Raw genomic sequence first — 18,457 nt, 5'->3', positions numbered from 1 at the left:
ATGTTGGGAGTGCCGTGACCGGCCCGCTGAGCACGTTGATCCTCGCCGCGGGTGAGGGCACCCGCATGCGCTCGTCCACCCCGAAGGTGCTGCACCCGATCGCCGGCCGTCCCCTGGTCGAGCACGCGGTCCGGGCCGCCGCGGGACTGAGCCCGGACCATCTGGTCGTGGTCATCGGCCACGGTCGCGACTCGGTCGGCGCGCGGCTGGCGGAGGTCGGCGAGGCCCTCGGCCGCGAGGTCGTCACGGCCGTCCAGGAGGAACAGAAGGGCACCGGGCACGCCGTCTCGTGCGCGCTCTCCGCACTGCCCGCCGGGCTGACCGGCACCGTCGTCGTCAGCTACGGCGACGTCCCGCTGCTCGACACCGAAACGCTGTCTTCCCTGGTCGCCGAGCACAACTCCACCGGAAACGCGGTCACCGTGCTGACCGCGGTCGTCGAAAACCCGACCGGCTACGGCCGGATCGTCCGCGACGAGAACGGCGTCGTCACCTCGATCGTCGAGCAGAAGGACGCCACCCCCGAACAGCACGAAATCGCCGAAATCAATTCCGGCGTCTACGCCTTCGACGCCTCGATCCTGGTCGACGGGCTTTCGAGGCTTTCGACGGACAACGCGCAGGGCGAGCTCTACCTCACCGACGTCCTCGGCATCGCCCGCGGCGACGGCAAGGGCGTCGGCGCGCTGGTCATCGACGACCCGTGGGTGACCGAAGGCGTCAACGACCGCGTGCAGCTCTCCGTCCTCGGCGCCGAACTGAACCGCCGGATCGTCCGCGGCTGGCAGCGGGCGGGCGTCACCGTCGTCGACCCGGCGAGCACCTGGATCGACGCGGGCGTGACCCTGTCGCGCGACGTCGTCATCGAGCCCGGCGTGCAGCTGAAGGGCTCGACGTCGATCGGCGAGGGCGCGCAGATCGGCCCGGACAGCACCTTGGAGAACGTGTCCGTCGGCGCGGGGGCGTCGGTGGTGCGGACGCACGGTTCCGATTCGGAATTGGGCGACGGCGTGAAGGTCGGCCCGTTCACCTACCTGCGTCCCGGATCCAAACTGGGGACCAAGGGCAAACTCGGCGCGTTCGTCGAAACGAAGAACGCCGACATCGGCGCCGGGACGAAGGTTCCGCACCTGACCTACGTCGGCGACGCGACCATCGGCGAGAACAGCAACATCGGGTGTTCCAGCGTCTTCGTCAACTACGACGGCGTGAACAAGCACCACACCACGATCGGCTCCCATGTGCGGCTCGGCGCGGACAACACGTTCGTCGCCCCGGTGACCATCGGCGACGGCGCCTACAGTGGGGCAGGCAGCGTGATCAGGCAAGACGTGCCCCCGGGCGCACTCGCCGTGTCCACCGGGCCGCAGCGCAACATCGAAGACTGGGTGACCCGGCGCAGGCCGGGCACACCCGCGGCGGAAGCAGCTTCCGCCGCGAAGCAGGACACCACCGCCGTGTCCGATTCGAATAAGGGAAACGACGGGGAGTCGCCAGCATGAGCTCGAAGTCCGGTACACCGAAGAAGAACCTGATGCTCTTCTCCGGGCGCGCACACCCGGGACTCGCGGAGGAGGTCGCCAAGCACCTCAACGTGTCGGTCGTTCCGCAGACCGCGCACAACTTCGCCAACGGGGAGATCTTCGTCCGGTTCAACGAATCGGTGCGCGGGACCGACGCGTTCGTGATCCAGAGCCACCCGGCGCCCATCAACGAGTGGGTGATGGAGCAGCTGATCATGGTGGACGCCCTCAAGCGCGCGAGCGCCAAGCGGATCACCGTGATCATGCCGTTCTACCCGTACGCGCGGCAGGACAAGAAGCACAAGGGCCGCGAGCCGATCTCCGCGCGCCTGATCGCGGACCTGTTCAAGACCGCGGGCGCCGACCGGATCATGACGGTCGACCTGCACACCGCGCAGATCCAGGGTTTCTTCGACGGCCCCGTCGACCACCTGCTCGCGCAGAACGTGCTGGCCGCGCACATCAACAAGACCTACCAGAACGAGAACATCACCGTCGTCTCGCCGGACTCGGGCCGGGTGCGGCTCGCCGAGAAGTGGGCCGCCCAGCTGGGTGACCGGCCGATCGCCTTCATCCACAAGACCCGCGACCCCGACAAGCCGAACCAGGCCGTCGCCAACCGCGTCGTCGGCAAGGTCCGCGGCCAGCTGTGCGTGCTGATCGACGACATGATCGACACCGGCGGCACGATCGTGAAGGCCACCGAGGCCCTGCTCGACGAAGGCGCGGCCGACGTCGTCATCGCCTCGACCCACGGCATCCTGTCCGACCCCGCCACCGAGCGGCTGTCGAACTGCAAGGCGCGCGAGGTGATCGTCACCAACACGCTGCCGATCCCGGAGGAGAAGCGGTTCCCGGGCCTGACCGTGCTGTCCATCGCGCCGCTGCTGGCGCAGGCCATCCAGCAGGTCTTCGAGGACGGGTCGGTCACGTCCCTCTTCGACGGCAACGCCTGACCCCATCGCAGCAAGGGACCTTTGCTATCGCTCTCTCCCGGAGAGTGACAGCAAAGGTCCCTTGCTTCGTTTTCGGCTCCTCGCGAAACGGCGCGCGCCCGGACACCCGGCGTGACTAGGTTGCCGTTCATGGGGAAATTCAAGTTCGGCGTGAACCTGTGGGGCGCCGAGAACCGCGAAGACTGGGTCGCGAAGTGCCGTCGCGCCGAGGCCCTCGGACTCGATGTCATCTCCGTGCCCGATCATCTCGGGCCGGGACGGAACGCGCCTTTCCCGGCGCTGACCATGGCCGCCGCCGTGACCCGACGGCCACGCGTCGGCACTCTCGTCACCAACATGGCCTTCTACAACGCCGCGCTCTTCGCACGCGACGCCGTCACGACGGTGAAGATGACAGGCGGCCGGTTGGATCTCGGCCTCGGCTCCGGCCACATGAAATCGGAATTCGACAGTGCCGGCCTGCCGTGGATCCCGGCCAAGGAACGGATCGAGCACCTCGCCGAGAGCCTGGATCACCTGCGCGAACACTTCGCCGGCGAAGGGGTCACACCCCCGCCGCTACTCCTCGCGGGCAACAGCGACGGCGTGCTCTCCCTCGCCGCCCGCGAAGCCGACATCGCCGGCTTCGCGGGCCTTCGTCAAGCGCCGGGAAAGCCGCCGGGCACCTTCCGCCTCGACGACGCCGATCGCATGGACGAACGTGTCGCCTTCTTCCGCTCGCACACGAACGGCCGGACTCCCGAACTGAACATGCTCGTCCAGCGGGTCGTGATCACGGACGACCGGCGCGCGGCCGCCAAGGCCTGGCGTGAAGAGGTCAAAGACCAGGACGGCCTCGACGTCGACACTCTCCTCGAAACACCTCAGCTGCTTTTCGGCACCGTCGCCGAAATCGTCCGGCAACTCCAGGAGCGTCGCGAGCGGTACGGATTCTCCTACATCACGGTGTTCGAGCCGATGCTGGAAACGTTCGCGCCGGTCGTGAAGGAACTGTCCGGTCAGTAAGCGACGCAGAAACGCTGACGGCGGTGTTCCGGCTTGTCGATCTCGTCGACGAACGCGATCGCGTAGTCGGCACCGCCGATCTTCGAACCGCCGTTCTCGTCGGTGAGGAGCACGTCGCCGCCGAGCCGGAACTCACCGGTCCGCTCGCCCTCGGCCCACGCGCCGAACTCCGCGGCCGGGCTGACGTAGAACCAGTCGACATCCTCGGGAAGCTTCCGGAACGCTTCCAGCACCTCGGCGTGCGCCCCGGCTTCACCCTTGTACTCGTCCGGGAACTCGGGGGTGTCGATCAGCCGCGGCCCGCCCTCGGCCACGTGCAGGCTGCCCGCCCCGCCGACGACGCCGATCCGCGCGCCGTTGTCCTTCGCGACCTGGGCGATCGAGGGCACCGCGTCGAGCAGGCCGCTCTGCCCGTGCACCGCGATGACCAGGACGTCGGCGCCCTTGGCGACATCGGCGAGGAAGGCCTCGTCGTACAGCGACCCGGCCCGGGTCCCCTCACCTTCGGCGTTCCTCGACACCGCCAGGACCTCGTGACCGCGGCTACGAGCCTCCTCCGCGATCTTCCCGCCCGCGTATCCGGTTCCTCCGAAAACAACCAACTTCGCCATTCGCGTTTCTCCCTTTTCATCGGCGACCACGCCGATGTTAAGAACGCGAGTTCGGCTACTTCAACGTATGCAACGCACCCCGAGGTGAGTGTGCAGGTCAGCCACCCAGCGTGGCGAACTCGGACTTGAGCTTTTCGCGAACGCCGTTGACGTCGACCGGGACCCGGACTTCGCCGCGCGCCGACGGCTTGGCCTGGACCTGGTAGCTGGCGTTCCGATTCGGCAGCTTGAACTTGACCTCGCAGGTCATGCTCGTCGTGGTGTCCGGTGCCGCGTCGGCGGCCGCCGTGCAGGACTGCGCGCCGAGGGACTGCGCGGTGAAGTCGACGGTCAGCGTCAGGTGCACGGGAGTCCCGCTCACGCCGCCGATGACGGTGTTGGCGACGTCGATGGTCGCCCGGCAGCTTCCGACGAAGTCCGTGCAGTCCAGCTTGTCGTTGACGACGCTGACGTTGACCTGGGTGAGCGCGTCGAACGGCTGCCCGATCCCGCCGACCGCGGCGTCCAGATCGGTCTGGAGTTTCTTGAGCGCGTCCCCCGCGAGCGGCTCGACCCGCATCTCGGCACCGAGTGTCTTGCCGCCCGCCGCCGCGACGAGGGAAGGCGCGAAACTGACGACGCGGTGCGGCGCCGCGGCGGTCACCCTCAGTGCCCCGAGCCCGCTCCCGACGTCGTAGACCTCGGTCCCGTCCGGCAACTTCGACCGGACCGGATCGGTCAGCGGGTCCAACCCGGCCACCGCGGTCCGCAGTGTCGACGCGGCCTTGCGGGGGTTGAGCACCTCGACAGCGTTCACCGGCAGGTCCGAGCTGTCCGTGCGCACCCAGCCGGTGCCGTACAGGTCGCTGTTGCCGAGCCCGTGCGCCTTCCAGTACTCCGGGGTCGCCGAGACGTACAGCTGTTTGTCCGCCGAGATGACCTGGATGGCCTTGCCGTCGACCGGAAGCGCACCGTGCGCGCTTCCGTTACGAGTGATCCGGAACTGCAGTTCGGCAGGCTGACCCGAAGCATCCTTGATTGTCGACTTGTAGACAACGGCCGGTGCCTGTTCGAGTGCCTTCAGCGCGCTCTCGACTGCGCCGCGCTGCTCGGCACGCCGGTCCACCCGCTGTTGCTCGGCCGGCGAGATCCCCGCCGCGCCGTCGATCGCGACATCGCAACCCGCCAAGAGGCAGCACAGGGCGACGATCGCGCCGATCCTCGACCGTCGTGCCGGCATACCGCCCCCTTTGTTCTCAAGTGCGAGGAGATCACACCTTAGAAAAGGGGTCACGCACCACCGCATCCGCGGGTTCCCGAAGCAGCTGTCACCGAGTTGTCACCTGAACGAGCCACCCGGCGGGACCCCTGCACGACCGGTTGGTCTACACTTTCCCGGTCTCGGCGAGGCGGGTTCCGTGAGCACCTGGTGCCCGACGTGATCGACGCGGCGGCTTGAGTGGCCACACGCGGTCGAGCACGCCTGTGGAATTCGCCGCCGAACACCAGAACCGCCCCGAACCATCCCCACCTCAGCATGATTTCGCTGAACATGTTGGTGAATTGAAGGAGTGCTACACCGTGTCCGAGGTACGCCTGTCCGTCGAGCCCCGCACCGAATTCGGCAAGGGTGCCGCGCGCCGCACGCGTCGCGCCGGCAAGATCCCCGCGGTGCTGTACGGGCACGGCTCGGAACCGCGCCACTACGCCCTGCCCGCCCTCGAGTTCGCCCGCGTCGTGCGTGAGAACGGCAGCAACGCCGTCATCACCCTCGACCTCGAGGGCAAGAGCGAGCTGGCGCTGACGAAGACCATCGTCGTCCACCCGCTGAAGAACTACATCGAGCACGTCGACCTGCTGGTCGTCATCCGCGGCGAGAAGGTCACCGTCGACATCCCCGTCGTCGTCACCGGCACCCCCGGCCCCGGCACCCTGGTCACCACCGACCTCGACGCCATCCAGATCGAGGTCGAGGCGCTGCACATCCCCGAGCAGGTCGAGGTCTCGGTCGAGGGCGTCGTCGCCGGCACCCAGATCAACGCCTCGGACGTCGTCCTGCCGAAGGGCGCCTCGCTGGTCACCGACCCCGATGCACTGGTCGTCGCCGTGAACGAGTCGCCGTCCGAGTCCGCGCTCGAGGGCGACGAGGGCACCGGCGAGGCGGCCGAGACCCCCGCCGAGGACGCCGAATAAAGTCACTGGTGTGACCGAAGCAGTACTTCCCGGGGCCGGCGAGCAGATCCTGCTCGCCGGCCTTGGCAATCCCGGCCCCCAATACGCGGGCAACAGGCACAACGTCGGCTTCATGGTGCTCGATGAGCTCGCCCATCGCGTCGGCGGCAAGTTCAAGGCCCACAAGAGCGGCGCCGAAGTACTCGAAGGCAGGCTCGCCGGGCAGCGAGTGGTCCTGGCCAAGCCGCGCTCGTACATGAACCTCTCGGGCGGCCCTGTCGTGGGCGTGGCCCGTTTCTACAAGATCCCCCCGGCTGGTGTCGTGGTCGTTCACGACGAGCTGGACGTCGACTTCGGCGCGCTCAAGATGAAACTGGGCGGCGGCGACAACGGTCACAACGGTCTCCGCTCGATCACCAAATCTCTCGGCACGAAGGACTACTACCGTGTCCGTTTCGGCGTCGGCCGCCCTCCGGGACGGCAGGATCCGGCGGATTTCGTGCTGAAAGACTTCTCGACAGTCGAGCGCAAAGAGCTCGCTTTCGAGATCGATCGTTGCGCCGACGCCGTTGAAGCGCTTATCAGCACCGGCCTCGCCGCGGCCCAGAACACCTTCCACGCTGGGTGAAACCGCTCACATGGCGGTGTGTTACAACTCGTCACTCGAAGGCGTTTCACCACGCCCCTGATCGAGTCGTGGAATAGCGCGAGCTCTTCCGGGGAACTCTCAAACCCGTTAGGACGGAACGCGGAGATCGCATTCCCCACCGAACCGGAGAGAGTTTCATGTCGTTTACGGCCGAAGACATCACCGGCGCCACTTTCCCGAACGCCCCGATCGGGCGGCGAGGATACGCCAAACACGAGGTCGACGCGTTCTTGGAGCGGATCGCCGACACGATCTCGGACCGGGACGACCTGACGGCCGCCGAGGTCCACCACGTCATGTTCTCGCGCCCGTTGATCGGCAAGCGCGGCTACGACGAACGCGAAGTCGACGATTTCCTCGACAAGGTCGAAGGGCAGCTCGCCCACCGGACCGGCCAGCACGTACTCGGTGTGCCCGGCGCGCGTGGAGAAGACGAGGCGACCGCCGAACGCGCGGTTCCGGACCGCGGTCCCGTCGAGTTCCTGCGGGAGCGCTAGTGCCCATAACCGCGTTCGAGGCCAGAACCCGGCAGTTCGACCGGGCGCCGATCGGCGCCCGGGGCTATCACGAACCGGCGGTCGACGCGTTCCTCGAGCGGGTCGCGGCGACTCTCGACGGCGACGACGACTTGTCGGTTTCGGATGTTCACAACGTGGCGTTCGCCAAAGCGCCACTTTCGAAACGCGGCTACGACCCGGCGGCCGTCGACGCGTTCCTCCGGGACGTCGAGGGAACGCTGGCCGGACTGTCTCAATCGGCCGGCTACTACATCGCGCCCGCCTTGGAACACACCCACAGCCGTAAGCCACCCTGGCGACGCCGCTGACCAACGGGAGGTGCTGCGAAAGGGCCGGGCCCGCGATATTCGCGGACCCGGCCCTTTTCGTCTCAGCTGGTCGCCGCGTTCTTGGCGATCTTGTCCGCGAACTGGGTGGCGGTCGCGGCCCGCTTCACCTTGCCCGAGGGCGTCTTGGGCAGGCTTCCCGCCGGAAGCACCACAACCGCGAAGGGCCGCATGTCGACGGCGCCGCGCACCTTGGCCGCGACCTCCTTCGCCAGCGCCTTTTCAGTTTCCGGGTCCCCGGCGAGTTTCGATTCGACGACGACGGCGAACCGCTCCCGGCGACTGCCGGCGCCGATCCGCACGGCCACGGCGTTCCCCGCCCGGACCCCCTCGACCGAGGTCGCCGCCCGTTCGATGTCGGTCGGGTACAGGTTCCGGCCGCCCATGATGATGACGTCCTTGCGACGGCCGCAGATTACGATCATGCCGTCGACCAGGTAGCCGAGGTCGCCGGTGAGCAGCCAGCCGTTCTCGTCCTGTGTCGCGAGCGGGCCTTCCATGGTCAGGTAGCCCGGCGTCACGGCCTCGCCGCGCAGGCGGATCTCCCCGACCTCGCGCTCGCCGAGCACAGTGCCTTTGTCGTCGACGATCTCGGCTTCGAGCCCGTCGAGCGGCGGCCCGAGCACCGCGAAGGACCGGACCTCATCGGTCCCGCGCCGCGGGTCGCCTTCGGGGACCGGCACCGCGCGGTTGTCCGCCTCGAGCGCGTCGGCCTCGATGACGTCCAGCGTCAAACCGGTGAACAACGGCGCGAACGAAACCGCGAGAGTCGCCTCCGCCATGCCGTACGCCGGGAAAACGCATTCGGCCGGCATCTTGAACCGGGACCCCGCTTCGACGAACGTCCGCACGGCCGTCTCGTCGATCGGCTCGGCGCCGTTCAGCGCGATCCGCAGCTTCGAGAGGTCGTAAGCGTTGTCATCCTCGACACGGGCCATGCGCCTGCCCACGATCGCGTAGGCGAAGTTTGGCGCGGCCGTGGTCGTGCCGTTGTACTTGCTGATCAGCTGCGGCCAGATCAACGGTCCCGACAGGAACTCGAGCGGCGTGATCTTGACGAGTTCGACGCCGAACGTCATCGGGACCGTCAGGAAGCCGACCATCCCCATGTCGTGGAACGTGGGCAGCCACGAGACCATCACGTCGACGTCGAAATCGAACTCGGCACGTTCGACCATCGCCTTGACGTTCGAATACAGGTTTCCGTAGGTGATCCGAACGGCCTTCGGATCGGCCGTCGACCCACTGGTCAGCTGCAACAGCGCGGTGTCCGATTCGGCCGTCGGCACGGGCTCCGCCAACGGTTCGGCCTCGAGCAGCTCGGTGATGACCTGGAAGGCGATGCCGTGCTCGGTGAGTACCGGCGCCAACTGGTCGAACGGCTCACCGAGCAGCACCAGGCCGGATCCGATCATCCGCAGCACACGAACCGTGTCCTCGGCCCATTCGGCGAGGTCGGTGCGCTGCGTGGGCTGGTGCAGCATCGTCACGCTGCCACCGGCGAGCCATACCGCCTGAACCGTCGGCGCGATCAGCGACGGTGCCGCCGCCAGGACCGCCACCGCTTTGCCGGGCTCGAGCCCGGCGGTCACCAGACCGCCGGCGACCCGCTTGGCTTGCTCGTGAATCTCGGCCCACGTACGCCGAACCGGCTCTTTGGGCTCCCCGGTGACCATTCCCCGCTGCTGACCTCGCCCCGCCGCGGTGGCGACGAGCGTGTCCACGAACCGACTCATGCGCGTCACACTACTGTCCGCGCCGAACGACGCGCTCGCCGTCGAGTGAACTCACTCCGCGTCTTCGGAGGTCTCCAGCCACTGGGCTTCGACCTCCTCCTTCTCCGTTTCGACGGCTTTCAGTTCGGTGTTCAGCTCGATGAGCTTCGTCGGGTCGGTGGCCGCGCCGAGCAGTGCCGCATGCAGCTTCTCTTCCTTCGCGTGCAGCTGGTCGAGCTTGCGCTCGAGACGGGACAGCTCCTTCTGCGCCGCTCGCTGTTCCGCGGCGCTCTTCTTGGGCGCGGAAGCTTGCCCGTTGCCCTGCTTCCGGTCGGCACCGGCCTTCTCGAGGCTCTTGGCTCGCCGGTTCAGGTACTCCTCGATCCCGCCCGGCAGATGCGTCACCTGCCCGTCCCCGAACAGGGCGACGATCGTGTCGCAGACGCGTTCCACCAGATACCGGTCGTGCGAAACGACGACGAGGCTGCCCGGCCACGAATCGAGCAGGTCTTCCAGCTGTTGCAAAGTGTCGATATCGAGATCGTTCGTCGGTTCGTCGAGCAGCAGCACGTTGGGCTCGGCCATCAGCAGCCGGCACAGCTGGAGGCGTCGCCGTTCACCACCGGAAAGGTCTTCGACCGGAGTCCACTGCCTCGACGCGGGGAACCCCAGCTTTTCGGCCAGCTGCGAAGCGGTGAGCTCCTGCTTGCCGAACACGACCCGCCCCGACACCTCTTCGATCGCCTGCAGCACGCGCAGATCGCCCGGTAGATCGTCGAGCTCCTGCCGCAGGTGCGCGAGGCTGACCGTCTTGCCTTGGATGCGCCGCCCTGTTTCGGGCTCGGTGTCGCCGCCGAGCAGCTTGAGCAGTGTCGTCTTGCCGGACCCGTTGACGCCGACCAGACCGATCCGGTCGCCGGGCCCGATCCGCCACGTGACGTGATCGAGCAAGGTGCGGTCGCCGCCGACGGTCAACGTGGCGTCCTCGATCTCCAGCACGGTCTTCCCCAGCCGGCGCCGGGCGAACGTCTGAAGTTCGACCGAGTCCCGGGGCTCGGGCACGTCGGAGATCAAGGCTTCCGCGGCCTCGACGCGGTAGCGCGGCTTCGACGTCCTGGCCTGCGGGCCGCGACGCAGCCACGCGAGCTCTTTACGCGCCAGGTTCTGCCGCTTTTCCTCGGCCGTCGCCGCCAGCCTCGCCCGCTCGGCCCGAGCGAAGATCCAGTCCGCGTATCCGCCTTCGTACTGCTCGACGCGACCGTTGGTGACCTCCCAGGTCACACTCGCGACCGTGTCGAGGAACCACCGGTCGTGCGTGACGACCACGACCGCGATCCTGCGGTTGAGCAGGTGATCCGCGAGCCAGCGCACACCTTCGACGTCGAGGTGGTTGGTGGGCTCGTCGAGTACGACGAGGTCCAGTTCACCGGTGAGGGCCGCCGCCAGCGCGACGCGGCGCCGTTCGCCACCGGACAGGTTCGCCGTCGCCTTCTCGATTCCGAGGGCGGTGATTCCCAGACCATCCATAATGGACCGGACTCGCGCGTCAGCGGCCCACTCGTGCTCCGCGCCGTAGCGCTCCAGCACGACATCTCCGACCGTGCTGCCGTCAGGGAGTTCGGTCCGCTGGGTGACCACGGCCATCCGCAAGCCCCGGACTTGACTGACACGTCCGGTATCCGGCTCGGCGATCCCCGCGAGGACCTCCAGCAGCGTCGTCTTCCCGCCCCCGTTGAGACCGACGACACCGATACGCTGCCCCTCCGCCACACCGAGCGAAACACTGTCGAGCAGCGGGCGCACCCCGAAGGACTTGCTCACCGACTCCAGGTTGACCAAGTTGGCCATGCCTCAGCCGATCCTTTCCAAAAGCTTGCAACACAACGAATTAGTCGGTGTCCATTTCGGACACCCTCATGCGTGCACCCGAGGCGGCGACGGTCGCGGCGCGTCATCCCCGCCGACCAGCCGGGCTCCGGGGACCGGCCCGTGTGCGACACGCACCGTGCGACAGACCCCCGCACCGGACAGCTCCGCGGCGACCTCGACGGCCGATTGCGCGTCCGCGCACAGAAAGGCGCAGGTCGGCCCGGATCCGGACACGGTGCCTGCGAGCGCACCCGCGTTGACCCCGGCCCGCAACGTGCGCCGCAGTCCCGGACGCAACGAGACAGCGGCCGCCTGCAGGTCGTTGCCGAGAAGCAACGCCAGCTGCCGCGGATCACCGGACGCCAGCGCCTCGACCACCGGAGTGTGCGAACCGATCCGAGGCGGGCTGCCCTCTTCACGCAGCCTGTCCAGCTCGCCGAACACCCGCGGAGTCGAAAGACCACGCTGGTCGAACGCCAGGACCCAATGGAACGTGTGCCTCGACAAGACCGGCACCAGCTGCTCACCCCGGCCGGTACCCAGCGCGGTTCCGCCGTAGAGCGCGAAAGGAACATCGCTGCCGAGCTTCGCGGCGATACCCGCCAGCTCGTCTCTGGAGATGTCGAGCTTCCAAAGCGACGCGAGGCCCACCAGGGTCGCGGCCGCGTCGGCGCTGCCACCGGCCATCCCGCCCGCTACCGGGATGCCTTTGCGCAACACCACGCGGACCTTGGACTCGGCGTCCGCCTTGCCGGCGTGGGCCGCCAGTGCCTGCGCCGCCTTCCAGGCGAGGTTGTTGGCCCCTGTCGGTACGACACCTTCACCTTCGCCGTAGACCTCGACGCCTGGGTCTTCAGTGACCGCGACGGTCACCTCGTCGGTCAGGGAAAGCGCCTGGAACACGGTCACCAGCTCGTGGTAGCCATCCGGGCGTACGTCACCGACCGACAGGTGCAGGTTGACCTTGGCGGGGACCCTGACGGTCACTGGGGGCGGTACGACGGCGAGCACCAGTCAAGACTACGTGGCCGCTCCACTTGTGCTGTCACCAGGAGAAAAGAGAACGGGACGGGTCACACACGAAACGGGCCGCCCGGACAGCTTTCGTCCTGGACGGCCCGTTCGCGGAGGAATCAGGCGGCGACGCCCTGCGGTCCGCGGACCGGGTGGGTCACGTGGCCGCCGCGTTCGGCGATCCAGGCGAGCGCGGCGTCGGCGCGCTCACCGCGCACACCGAGGCGGAACCGGCCGACCGGCGTGTCACCGATCCGGGTCAGACCGCCGCCGATGGTGGCGAGTTCGACGTCGAAGCGACCGGCGGCTTCCGGCAGCAGCGCACCGACCGAAGCGAAGCCGACGAGCACGACGTCCACCGCGCGGTCGTACTTCGAGGCCTGCGTCCGCCCGGTCTCGATCGCGGGAAGCAGCGCCTGCGCGGTCCGGCTGTTCGGGTCGGAGACCAGGTCGAGCACGGTTCCCCGTTCGATGATCGCCCCGGCCTCCAGTACCGCGACGTCATCGCAGACACGGCGGACCACGCCGGCGTCGGGAGTGGTGAGCAGCACGGTGACTCCGAGCTCGGCACGCGCCCGGTCGAGCACGGTCAGAACCGCGCCGGACTCTTCGGGCTGCACACCCGCGGTCGGGTCGTCGGCCAAGAGCACGGACGGCCCGGCGGCGAGGGCCTTGGCGATGGCCACCCGGCGCAGCTGCCCTTCGGTCAGGTCGCCGGGCCGCTGCCCCGCCCGGGGGGTGAGCCCGACCAGGTCGAGCAGGTTGCCGACCCGGTTGCGACGCTGCGGACCGTCGAGGCCGAGCTGTTCGAGCGGCGAAGCGATGTTGCCGGCGATGGTGCGCTCGGCGAGCAATTCCGGTTTGGTGCTCACGACACCGACCTGGCGGCGGATCTCGCGCAGGCGACGTCCGTCGAGGGTTCCGGTGTTGAGGCCGTCGAGCCGGACGACGCCGCGGTCGGGGCGCTCCTGCAGGCCGATGCAACGAGCGAGGGTCGACTTGCCGGAGCCGGCCGGACCCACGACTCCGAACAGCGAGCCCGCTTGGATGTCCACGCTCACATCGCGCAGGGCGACGACGGGATTTCCGTTGAGGGGAAAGGATTTGGACAGGTTTTCGACAGTGATCACGAAGGGCTCCATGCACATGGGGCGCTGCATCTTTCGAGCGCGCCGACCGTCACCGAGTAACCGTCCGGAACGGACGGATTCAGAGATAAGGGAAAGAACTCAGGCAGTAACGGTGGAGCGTCGACACGCACTTACCGTGCGGCGACCTTCATCGACAACGCGTCGCCTGGTCAGCAGGAGCGGGTGGGTGACCCTGTTCATTAGGCACAGCCTCCATCGGTCCTGGCTGTAGCACCTGCCCTGTGGAGGGTGGTTGCTGCGACTTCGGCGAGCCAGGTCTCTCAGTCGCTCGGGATGGTTCACTGAGTAAAACCGATCCCACTGGATGAAAGCAAGCGCGTAGGCGCAGATCACACGCCTGGTCGCGTCCACCATACAGGATCCGCTGTCCATAATATGAGACAGCGACAGTGGTGCGTGGACTTCGACAGCGACGCTGCCTGCTAAGACGGGTCGTGCTCAGGCAGATCGAGAAGAGGACTTACGCACTCGTGCTGACCTTGACCAACTCGCGTCGGCGCGGTGCCGGTCACATCTGCCGCGGTCGGTCAGACGGCCGCGGCGGCGATCCGAGCGAACTCGTGCACGTCCAGCTGCTCCCCGCGGGTCTTGGGGTCGATCCCCGCCTTTTCGAGCAGCTCCCCCGCGCGTTCGGCGGAACCGGCCCATGACGCCAACGCGGCACGCAAAGTCTTCCGCCGTTGGGAGAAGGCGGCGTCGACCACCGCGAACAGCCGCTCCCGGTCGACGGATGCCACCACTTCGCCCCGCTCGAAAGCGACCAGTGCGGAGTCCACATTCGGAACCGGCCAGAACACCGCACGGGGCACCGCGGCGACCTTGCGTGTCTTCCCGTACCACGCCAGTTTGACGCTGGGCACGCCGTAAGTACGGCTCCCCGGCCCTGCCGCCATCCGATCCGCGACCTCGGTCTGGACCATCACTAGGCCGCTGGTCAGCGACGGCAGCTCGGCGAGCAGGTGAAGCACGACGGGAACCGCGACGTTGTACGGCAGATTCGCGACGAGCGCGGTCGGCTGCGCGGGCAGGTCGTCCGCCGTGATCCGCAAAGCGTCCGCACCGACGACCTTCAGTCTTTCGGCCCCGCCTCGTTCGGCCACGGTGTCCGGCAGTCGCTTCGCCAGCACGGGATCGATCTCGACCGCGACGACCTCGGCACCGGTCGCGAGCAGTCCGAGGGTCAGCGAGCCGAGGCCCGGCCCGACTTCCAGCACGACATCACCTTCGCCGATCCCGGAAAGATCGACGATGCGGCGCACGGTGTTGGGATCGTGCACGAAGTTCTGGCCGAGCTTCTTGGTCGGACGTACGTCCAGCTCGGCCGCAAGCGCCCTGATCTCCGCAGGGCCGAGCAGTTCAGTCACCCGACGATCGTAGTCAGCCGCGGCAAGCGACGATCGGCCGGTGGACGACGTCGTACTCGAAGGTGAGAAAGTCCGGCTGCGCGACTGGCGGCCATCCGATCTTTCATCACTCGAAGACCTGCTCGATCCCGCGCGGCCTTGGCACAAGACCAACGGGCCCTACTTCGGCACCCCGGCCGCGGCCGCTGTCGCATCCACGGCGGTCGAACTCACGACCACCAAGGCCGAACGGCCCGATCCCCGCGCCGGCCTCGCCGTATGCGACCTGACCGACGGCAGGTTGATCGGCCGGGTGAGCTGGTACTGGGAAAGCCGGGAGACCGACTGGCGGCGGATGGGGCTGGTCATCTACGACGAGCGGTGCTGGGGCGGCGGCTTCGGCACCGAAGCCTTGCGCTTGTGGACGACTTACCTGTTCTCCCGCACCGACACGCTGCGCTTGGACTTCGCGACGTACTCGGGCAACCCGGGAATGATCGCCGTGGGACGACGACTGGGGTTCGTCGAAGAAGGCCGGTTCCGGCGCGCTCGACGCTGGTCCGGCGGCGTGCACGACGCCGTCGTCTACGGGGTGCTCCGCGCGGAGTGGGAACAGCTCAACCCCTCAGGCCGGGGTCCGGCGTGATCCGGCCCCATCATCCTTGTGGCGTTTCGAACTGACACCTATCCCACTCCAGAGTGATACGCGCAGGTCGGCGCCCTCGGAGCGTGATGATCATCCACCCGATCGATACCGTGCATTCGTTCGAATTTGCCTCGACAATCGAGGGATGACCAGCACAAACATTCCCAAGGCCTTCCCGCTCAACCTGCCGGAAGGTGACGCCGAACTGCTTCTCGACGAGTTGCAGACACGGCTACGCGAAGGGCGACGTCTGTTCGCCGAAGTCGGCCAGATCCTGGCCGAGATCGAGTCCCGTGGTGTCCGTGAGCTCTACGGATACAACTCGATCGCCGTCTTTTACGAGCATGTGGCCCGGGTGCCTCGAGCGGAGGCCCAGAAGGTGACCGCCCGAGCGGTCGCGCTCAATTCGAGACGGGTGCGCGACGGCACGTCGATCGACCCCGTCGCGCCTTTGACCGGTACCGCGGCCTCCACCGGCGCACTGGCCGAGGCCGGCATCGACCGGATCGTCACCGTCATGAAGCGGCTGCCCGACCACCTCTCCGCGAGCACGCGGCACGAGGCCGAGAAGGGCCTGGTCGAGCTCGCCCGCGTCGCCAGACCACGCGACGTCACGGTTGCGGGGACGGAGTTGCTCGCCGATCTCGACCCGGACGGGAATCCCAAAGAGGATCCCCGTCCGAAACTTCAGCGAAGCGAGTTCTGGTTGCGTCAGAAGCGCACCGGTCGTTGGGACCTGCGTGGCAACCTCGACCCCGAAACAGGCGCCCGCCTGAACGCGCTTCTCGTACCGCGGGCGTATCCGGCTCCGAACGGAGAAGCCGACGACCGCACGCCGGCGGAGAGACGCGGTGACGCACTCTCGGAGATCGTCGATCTCGCGGAAAGCAGCCCGGACATCCCATTGCCCCGACAGGCGTCGGAGCGGGTCACCGAGCAGCCTCCTCCTGCGGAGTCGGTCGAGACCCCCGTAAGCCGCCCCAGACCGCCCCAGGCACGGTCTCAGGCCCACCAAAGCCCACACCGTGGTGACGGAGGCCTACGAGAGGGCAACGCGGCTCAGCGATCCCGGAATGTGGCCCACCTACGGCCGCCTCGCTGGTGGGCGCGACTGTCGAGACCGAGATCCGGAGGTACTACACCGCCGCAGGAGCCCTTAACGGCCTGAAGGCCACCTTGCGGGACGGAACCCACACGATGGCCTTCAGGAAAGGAGAACTATTCGGCGGTCAGGCCTTCTTGCCACAGTGCGGCCAAGCGCCGTAGCCACCGCGGTCCTCGCGGACCTTCTCGGCGACAGCGATCTGCTGGGCCTTGCTGGCCTGGTGCGGGTAAGCGGCGTACTGATCGCCACCGTAGGCATCCCAGGTGCTCTTGTTGAACTGCAGGCCACCGTAGTAGCCGTTGCCGGTGTTGGCGGACCAGTTGCCGGTCGACTCGCACTGCGCGATGCGATCCCAGGCGCCGGCGTCCCCGATGACCGGATCGGCGGGCTTCTTCGTACCGACCTTGACGATCTTGGGCTTGGCCTCGGTGATGACCTCTTCCGAGACCTTCTCGCGGCCGACCTCTTTGCCGTTGCGGTTGGTGACCTTGTAGGTCACGGTCTTCTGGCCCGCGGTGCCCGGGTCTTCGACCTTGGTCTTGCCCTTTTCGAGCTCCGGGTCGTCGACCTTCTGCTCGGGCGGAGCGATTTCCTCGTTCTGCTTGACCATGGTGACGCCGGTCCGGCTGATGTGGACCTCGGCGCCGTCGACCAGCTTGACGTCGAGGCCGCCGACGGCCTCGTCGTCCGGGCCGAGGGTCATCCGGAGCTCACCGAGGAATTCCTTGGTGGTGACCGAGTTGGTCTGAACCTTGCGCGGGTCGTTCGCGCCGTCGTAGACCGTGACGTTCTTGAGGGTCTTGACCTCGACGGTGGCGCCCTCGAGCGGCAGCTCACCGTTCTGCGGGAGCGACGTCCAGGTGCCGGCCTTGGCGAGGTCGGCGCGACCGAGCTGGTTCAACGCTTCGCCGAGGTTGGTCGCGCGGACCCAGGACTCCTGCTGCGGTGCGCCGTCGACGATCAGGTTGAGCTTGCGGCCGCGCTCCAGCTTGATGACGCCGCCGTCGCCCACCTCGGCCTGCGGCGAGGGCGAGAGCGAGTCGTGCGCGCCGACCGAAAGACCGGCGTCTTCGAGGACCTCGCCGACCGTGTCGCCGAAGCTGTGGACGGTCTGCTGCTTGCCGTCGACGTCGAGCGTGACGCTCTTGTTCATCGCCATCGCTGCCGCGCCGCCACCGCCGAGGGTGAGCAGCACCGCCATGACGGTTCCCTTGAGGAACCGCTTCTTCCAGACGCGGGTCGAGTTCGCGATGACCTCGTCCTTGGTCGCGGCCTTCATCGGCGCGCCCGCGGTGCGGTCTTCGGCCAGCTCGTCCGGAATGACGATCGGCGGAAGCATGGTGGTCTCGGCGCTGATCAGCCGGATCAGCTCGTCGACGTCGACGTCGATCTCGGCCATCAGGGTGTCGGCGTCGGGGCCGAGTGCGGCCAGGACGTCCTGGTGCGTGATGCGCGGATCGTCGGAGTAGTCCAGCTGACCGTACTGAGTGTCGCGGTCGAGCACGGCAACCGAACCGGAGGAAGCGAAGGTGTTCGTCTCTGCGCCGAGGCGCGAGCCATCCTGCCTACTGCTACCAGTCACTGGGTCGTTCCCTTTCCCAAGACGTCGAGGAGCTCGACAACCACTCCACTACGTCCTTCGTCTCGATGCGCACTTCGGCACACCTCTAGAAGTCCGACACCCGCAGCCAGCGCCATCGTCACGGTTCCAGGCCGTACCTCTCCTGGTTCCGCTTCCCCGACGTGCACTGACGTGACTGTGGGCGTAACAGCCGGAAACCGCATGAGCGGGCACCGACCGGCACGATCACGGGACAGTAACGAACCTCGCCGGGTTGCGCAAACACCGCCCGGAGTGTCGTGACGTTGGTCACT

Annotated in this window: 17 protein-coding genes and 1 riboswitch; of the genes, 9 read left to right on the top strand and 8 right to left on the bottom strand. The window is 67.6% G+C overall.

The features are described from left to right. Nucleotides 1-14: 14 nt before the first annotated feature. The 3 genes from glmU to ACIHAO_RS14850 all read left to right on the top strand — a co-directional run bounded on the left by glmU (nucleotide 15) and on the right by ACIHAO_RS14850 (nucleotide 3,484). Nucleotides 15-1,502, top strand: coding sequence for a bifunctional UDP-N-acetylglucosamine diphosphorylase/glucosamine-1-phosphate N-acetyltransferase GlmU (gene glmU / locus ACIHAO_RS14860; RefSeq protein WP_396558009.1), 1,488 nt, complete (start codon nucleotides 15-17; stop codon nucleotides 1,500-1,502). Then, complete coding sequence (locus tag ACIHAO_RS14855; RefSeq protein WP_396558007.1) at nucleotides 1,499-2,479, top strand: ribose-phosphate diphosphokinase; 981 nt, start codon at nucleotides 1,499-1,501, stop codon at nucleotides 2,477-2,479. The genes glmU and ACIHAO_RS14855 overlap by 4 nt, the downstream gene beginning before the upstream one ends. 129 nt (nucleotides 2,480-2,608) lie before the next feature. Continuing rightward, nucleotides 2,609-3,484, top strand: a complete 876-nt coding sequence (locus tag ACIHAO_RS14850; RefSeq protein ID WP_396558005.1) for a TIGR03621 family F420-dependent LLM class oxidoreductase — start codon at nucleotides 2,609-2,611, stop codon at nucleotides 3,482-3,484. Here the strand turns inward: ACIHAO_RS14850 and ACIHAO_RS14845 are convergent. Continuing rightward, a complete protein-coding gene (locus ACIHAO_RS14845; RefSeq protein ID WP_125791776.1) occupies nucleotides 3,478-4,095 on the bottom strand; it encodes an NAD(P)-dependent oxidoreductase in 618 nt (205 codons plus the stop codon). The two genes, ACIHAO_RS14850 and ACIHAO_RS14845, sit on opposite strands and share 7 nt — an antisense overlap. 97 nt (nucleotides 4,096-4,192) lie before the next feature. After that, nucleotides 4,193-5,314, bottom strand: a complete 1,122-nt coding sequence (locus tag ACIHAO_RS14840) for a hypothetical protein (protein WP_396558003.1) — start codon at nucleotides 5,312-5,314, stop codon at nucleotides 4,193-4,195. A gap of 341 nt (nucleotides 5,315-5,655) precedes the next feature. Between ACIHAO_RS14840 and ACIHAO_RS14835 the strand changes: the two genes are divergently transcribed. The 4 genes from ACIHAO_RS14835 (at nucleotide 5,656) to ACIHAO_RS14820 (ending at nucleotide 7,721) form a co-directional block, all read left to right on the top strand. Next, the gene (locus ACIHAO_RS14835; protein ID WP_396558001.1) at nucleotides 5,656-6,267 is read left to right on the top strand and encodes a 50S ribosomal protein L25/general stress protein Ctc; all 612 of its coding nucleotides are present in this window, start codon (nucleotides 5,656-5,658) and stop codon (nucleotides 6,265-6,267) included. A gap of 10 nt (nucleotides 6,268-6,277) precedes the next feature. Beyond that, a complete protein-coding gene (gene pth, locus ACIHAO_RS14830; RefSeq protein ID WP_396557999.1) occupies nucleotides 6,278-6,874 on the top strand; it encodes an aminoacyl-tRNA hydrolase in 597 nt (198 codons plus the stop codon). Nucleotides 6,875-7,032: 158 nt separating this feature from the next. Next, nucleotides 7,033-7,392, top strand: coding sequence for a DivIVA domain-containing protein (locus ACIHAO_RS14825; RefSeq protein WP_396557997.1), 360 nt, complete (start codon nucleotides 7,033-7,035; stop codon nucleotides 7,390-7,392). Further along, nucleotides 7,392-7,721: a DivIVA domain-containing protein gene (locus ACIHAO_RS14820; protein WP_396557995.1), complete on the top strand. Its 330-nt coding sequence runs from the start codon at nucleotides 7,392-7,394 to the stop codon at nucleotides 7,719-7,721. The genes ACIHAO_RS14825 and ACIHAO_RS14820 overlap by 1 nt, the downstream gene beginning before the upstream one ends. Before the next feature lie 62 nt (nucleotides 7,722-7,783). Here ACIHAO_RS14820 and ACIHAO_RS14815 read toward each other — a convergent pair whose 3' ends face one another. From ACIHAO_RS14815 to rsmA, 5 genes are all read right to left on the bottom strand, one after another. Beyond that, the gene (locus tag ACIHAO_RS14815) at nucleotides 7,784-9,475 is read right to left on the bottom strand and encodes a fatty acyl-AMP ligase (protein ID WP_396557993.1); all 1,692 of its coding nucleotides are present in this window, start codon (nucleotides 9,473-9,475) and stop codon (nucleotides 7,784-7,786) included. 51 nt (nucleotides 9,476-9,526) lie between these two features. After that, nucleotides 9,527-11,302 (bottom strand): ATP-binding cassette domain-containing protein, encoded by a 1,776-nt coding sequence (locus ACIHAO_RS14810; RefSeq protein ID WP_396557991.1) that lies wholly within the window; start codon nucleotides 11,300-11,302, stop codon nucleotides 9,527-9,529. 66 nt (nucleotides 11,303-11,368) lie between these two features. Further along, nucleotides 11,369-12,334: a 4-(cytidine 5'-diphospho)-2-C-methyl-D-erythritol kinase gene (locus ACIHAO_RS14805; RefSeq protein WP_396557989.1), complete on the bottom strand. Its 966-nt coding sequence runs from the start codon at nucleotides 12,332-12,334 to the stop codon at nucleotides 11,369-11,371. A 122-nt stretch (nucleotides 12,335-12,456) separates the two neighbouring features. Further along, entirely contained in the window at nucleotides 12,457-13,467 is a 1,011-nt protein-coding gene (locus ACIHAO_RS14800) for a methionine ABC transporter ATP-binding protein (RefSeq protein ID WP_396557987.1), read from the bottom strand. A gap of 210 nt (nucleotides 13,468-13,677) precedes the next feature. Next, nucleotides 13,678-13,768, bottom strand: a riboswitch (SAM riboswitch). Nucleotides 13,769-14,015: 247 nt separating this feature from the next. Continuing rightward, complete coding sequence (rsmA, locus tag ACIHAO_RS14795; protein ID WP_396557985.1) at nucleotides 14,016-14,852, bottom strand: 16S rRNA (adenine(1518)-N(6)/adenine(1519)-N(6))-dimethyltransferase RsmA; 837 nt, start codon at nucleotides 14,850-14,852, stop codon at nucleotides 14,016-14,018. A gap of 40 nt (nucleotides 14,853-14,892) precedes the next feature. On the opposite strand from rsmA, the gene ACIHAO_RS14790 reads away from it, so the two are divergent. Both ACIHAO_RS14790 and ACIHAO_RS14785 read left to right on the top strand, forming a co-directional pair. Next, on the top strand, nucleotides 14,893-15,477 hold the full coding sequence (locus tag ACIHAO_RS14790; RefSeq protein ID WP_396557983.1) for a GNAT family N-acetyltransferase: 585 nt from the start codon (nucleotides 14,893-14,895) through the stop codon (nucleotides 15,475-15,477). A gap of 145 nt (nucleotides 15,478-15,622) precedes the next feature. Beyond that, nucleotides 15,623-16,645: a DUF222 domain-containing protein gene (locus tag ACIHAO_RS14785; protein ID WP_396557981.1), complete on the top strand. Its 1,023-nt coding sequence runs from the start codon at nucleotides 15,623-15,625 to the stop codon at nucleotides 16,643-16,645. A gap of 61 nt (nucleotides 16,646-16,706) precedes the next feature. Here the strand turns inward: ACIHAO_RS14785 and ACIHAO_RS14780 are convergent, their stop codons facing one another. Next, a complete protein-coding gene (locus ACIHAO_RS14780) occupies nucleotides 16,707-18,086 on the bottom strand; it encodes a transglycosylase family protein (RefSeq protein WP_396558259.1) in 1,380 nt (459 codons plus the stop codon). Between the last annotated feature and the right edge of the window lie 371 nt (nucleotides 18,087-18,457).

Source organism: Amycolatopsis sp. NPDC052450, from assembly GCF_044547565.1.
Lineage (GTDB): Bacteria > Actinomycetota > Actinomycetes > Mycobacteriales > Pseudonocardiaceae > Amycolatopsis.
This window is presented reverse-complemented; position numbering and strand designations above follow the sequence as displayed.

Bases quoted from the DNA above. Each gene is read 5' to 3' on its own strand.
- ACIHAO_RS14855 (WP_396558007.1), top strand. From the start codon at position 1,499: ATGAGCTCGAAGTCCGGTACACCGAAGAAGAACCTGATGCTCTTCTCC.
- ACIHAO_RS14850 (WP_396558005.1), top strand. From the start codon at position 2,609: ATGGGGAAATTCAAGTTCGGCGTGAACCTGTGGGGCGCCGAGAACCGC.
- ACIHAO_RS14845 (WP_125791776.1), bottom strand. From the start codon at position 4,095: ATGGCGAAGTTGGTTGTTTTCGGAGGAACCGGATACGCGGGCGGGAAG.
- ACIHAO_RS14840 (WP_396558003.1), bottom strand. From the start codon at position 5,314: ATGCCGGCACGACGGTCGAGGATCGGCGCGATCGTCGCCCTGTGCTGC.
- ACIHAO_RS14825 (WP_396557997.1), top strand. From the start codon at position 7,033: ATGTCGTTTACGGCCGAAGACATCACCGGCGCCACTTTCCCGAACGCC.
- ACIHAO_RS14815 (WP_396557993.1), bottom strand. From the start codon at position 9,475: ATGAGTCGGTTCGTGGACACGCTCGTCGCCACCGCGGCGGGGCGAGGT.
- ACIHAO_RS14810 (WP_396557991.1), bottom strand. From the start codon at position 11,302: ATGGCCAACTTGGTCAACCTGGAGTCGGTGAGCAAGTCCTTCGGGGTG.
- ACIHAO_RS14785 (WP_396557981.1), top strand. From the start codon at position 15,623: ATGACCAGCACAAACATTCCCAAGGCCTTCCCGCTCAACCTGCCGGAA.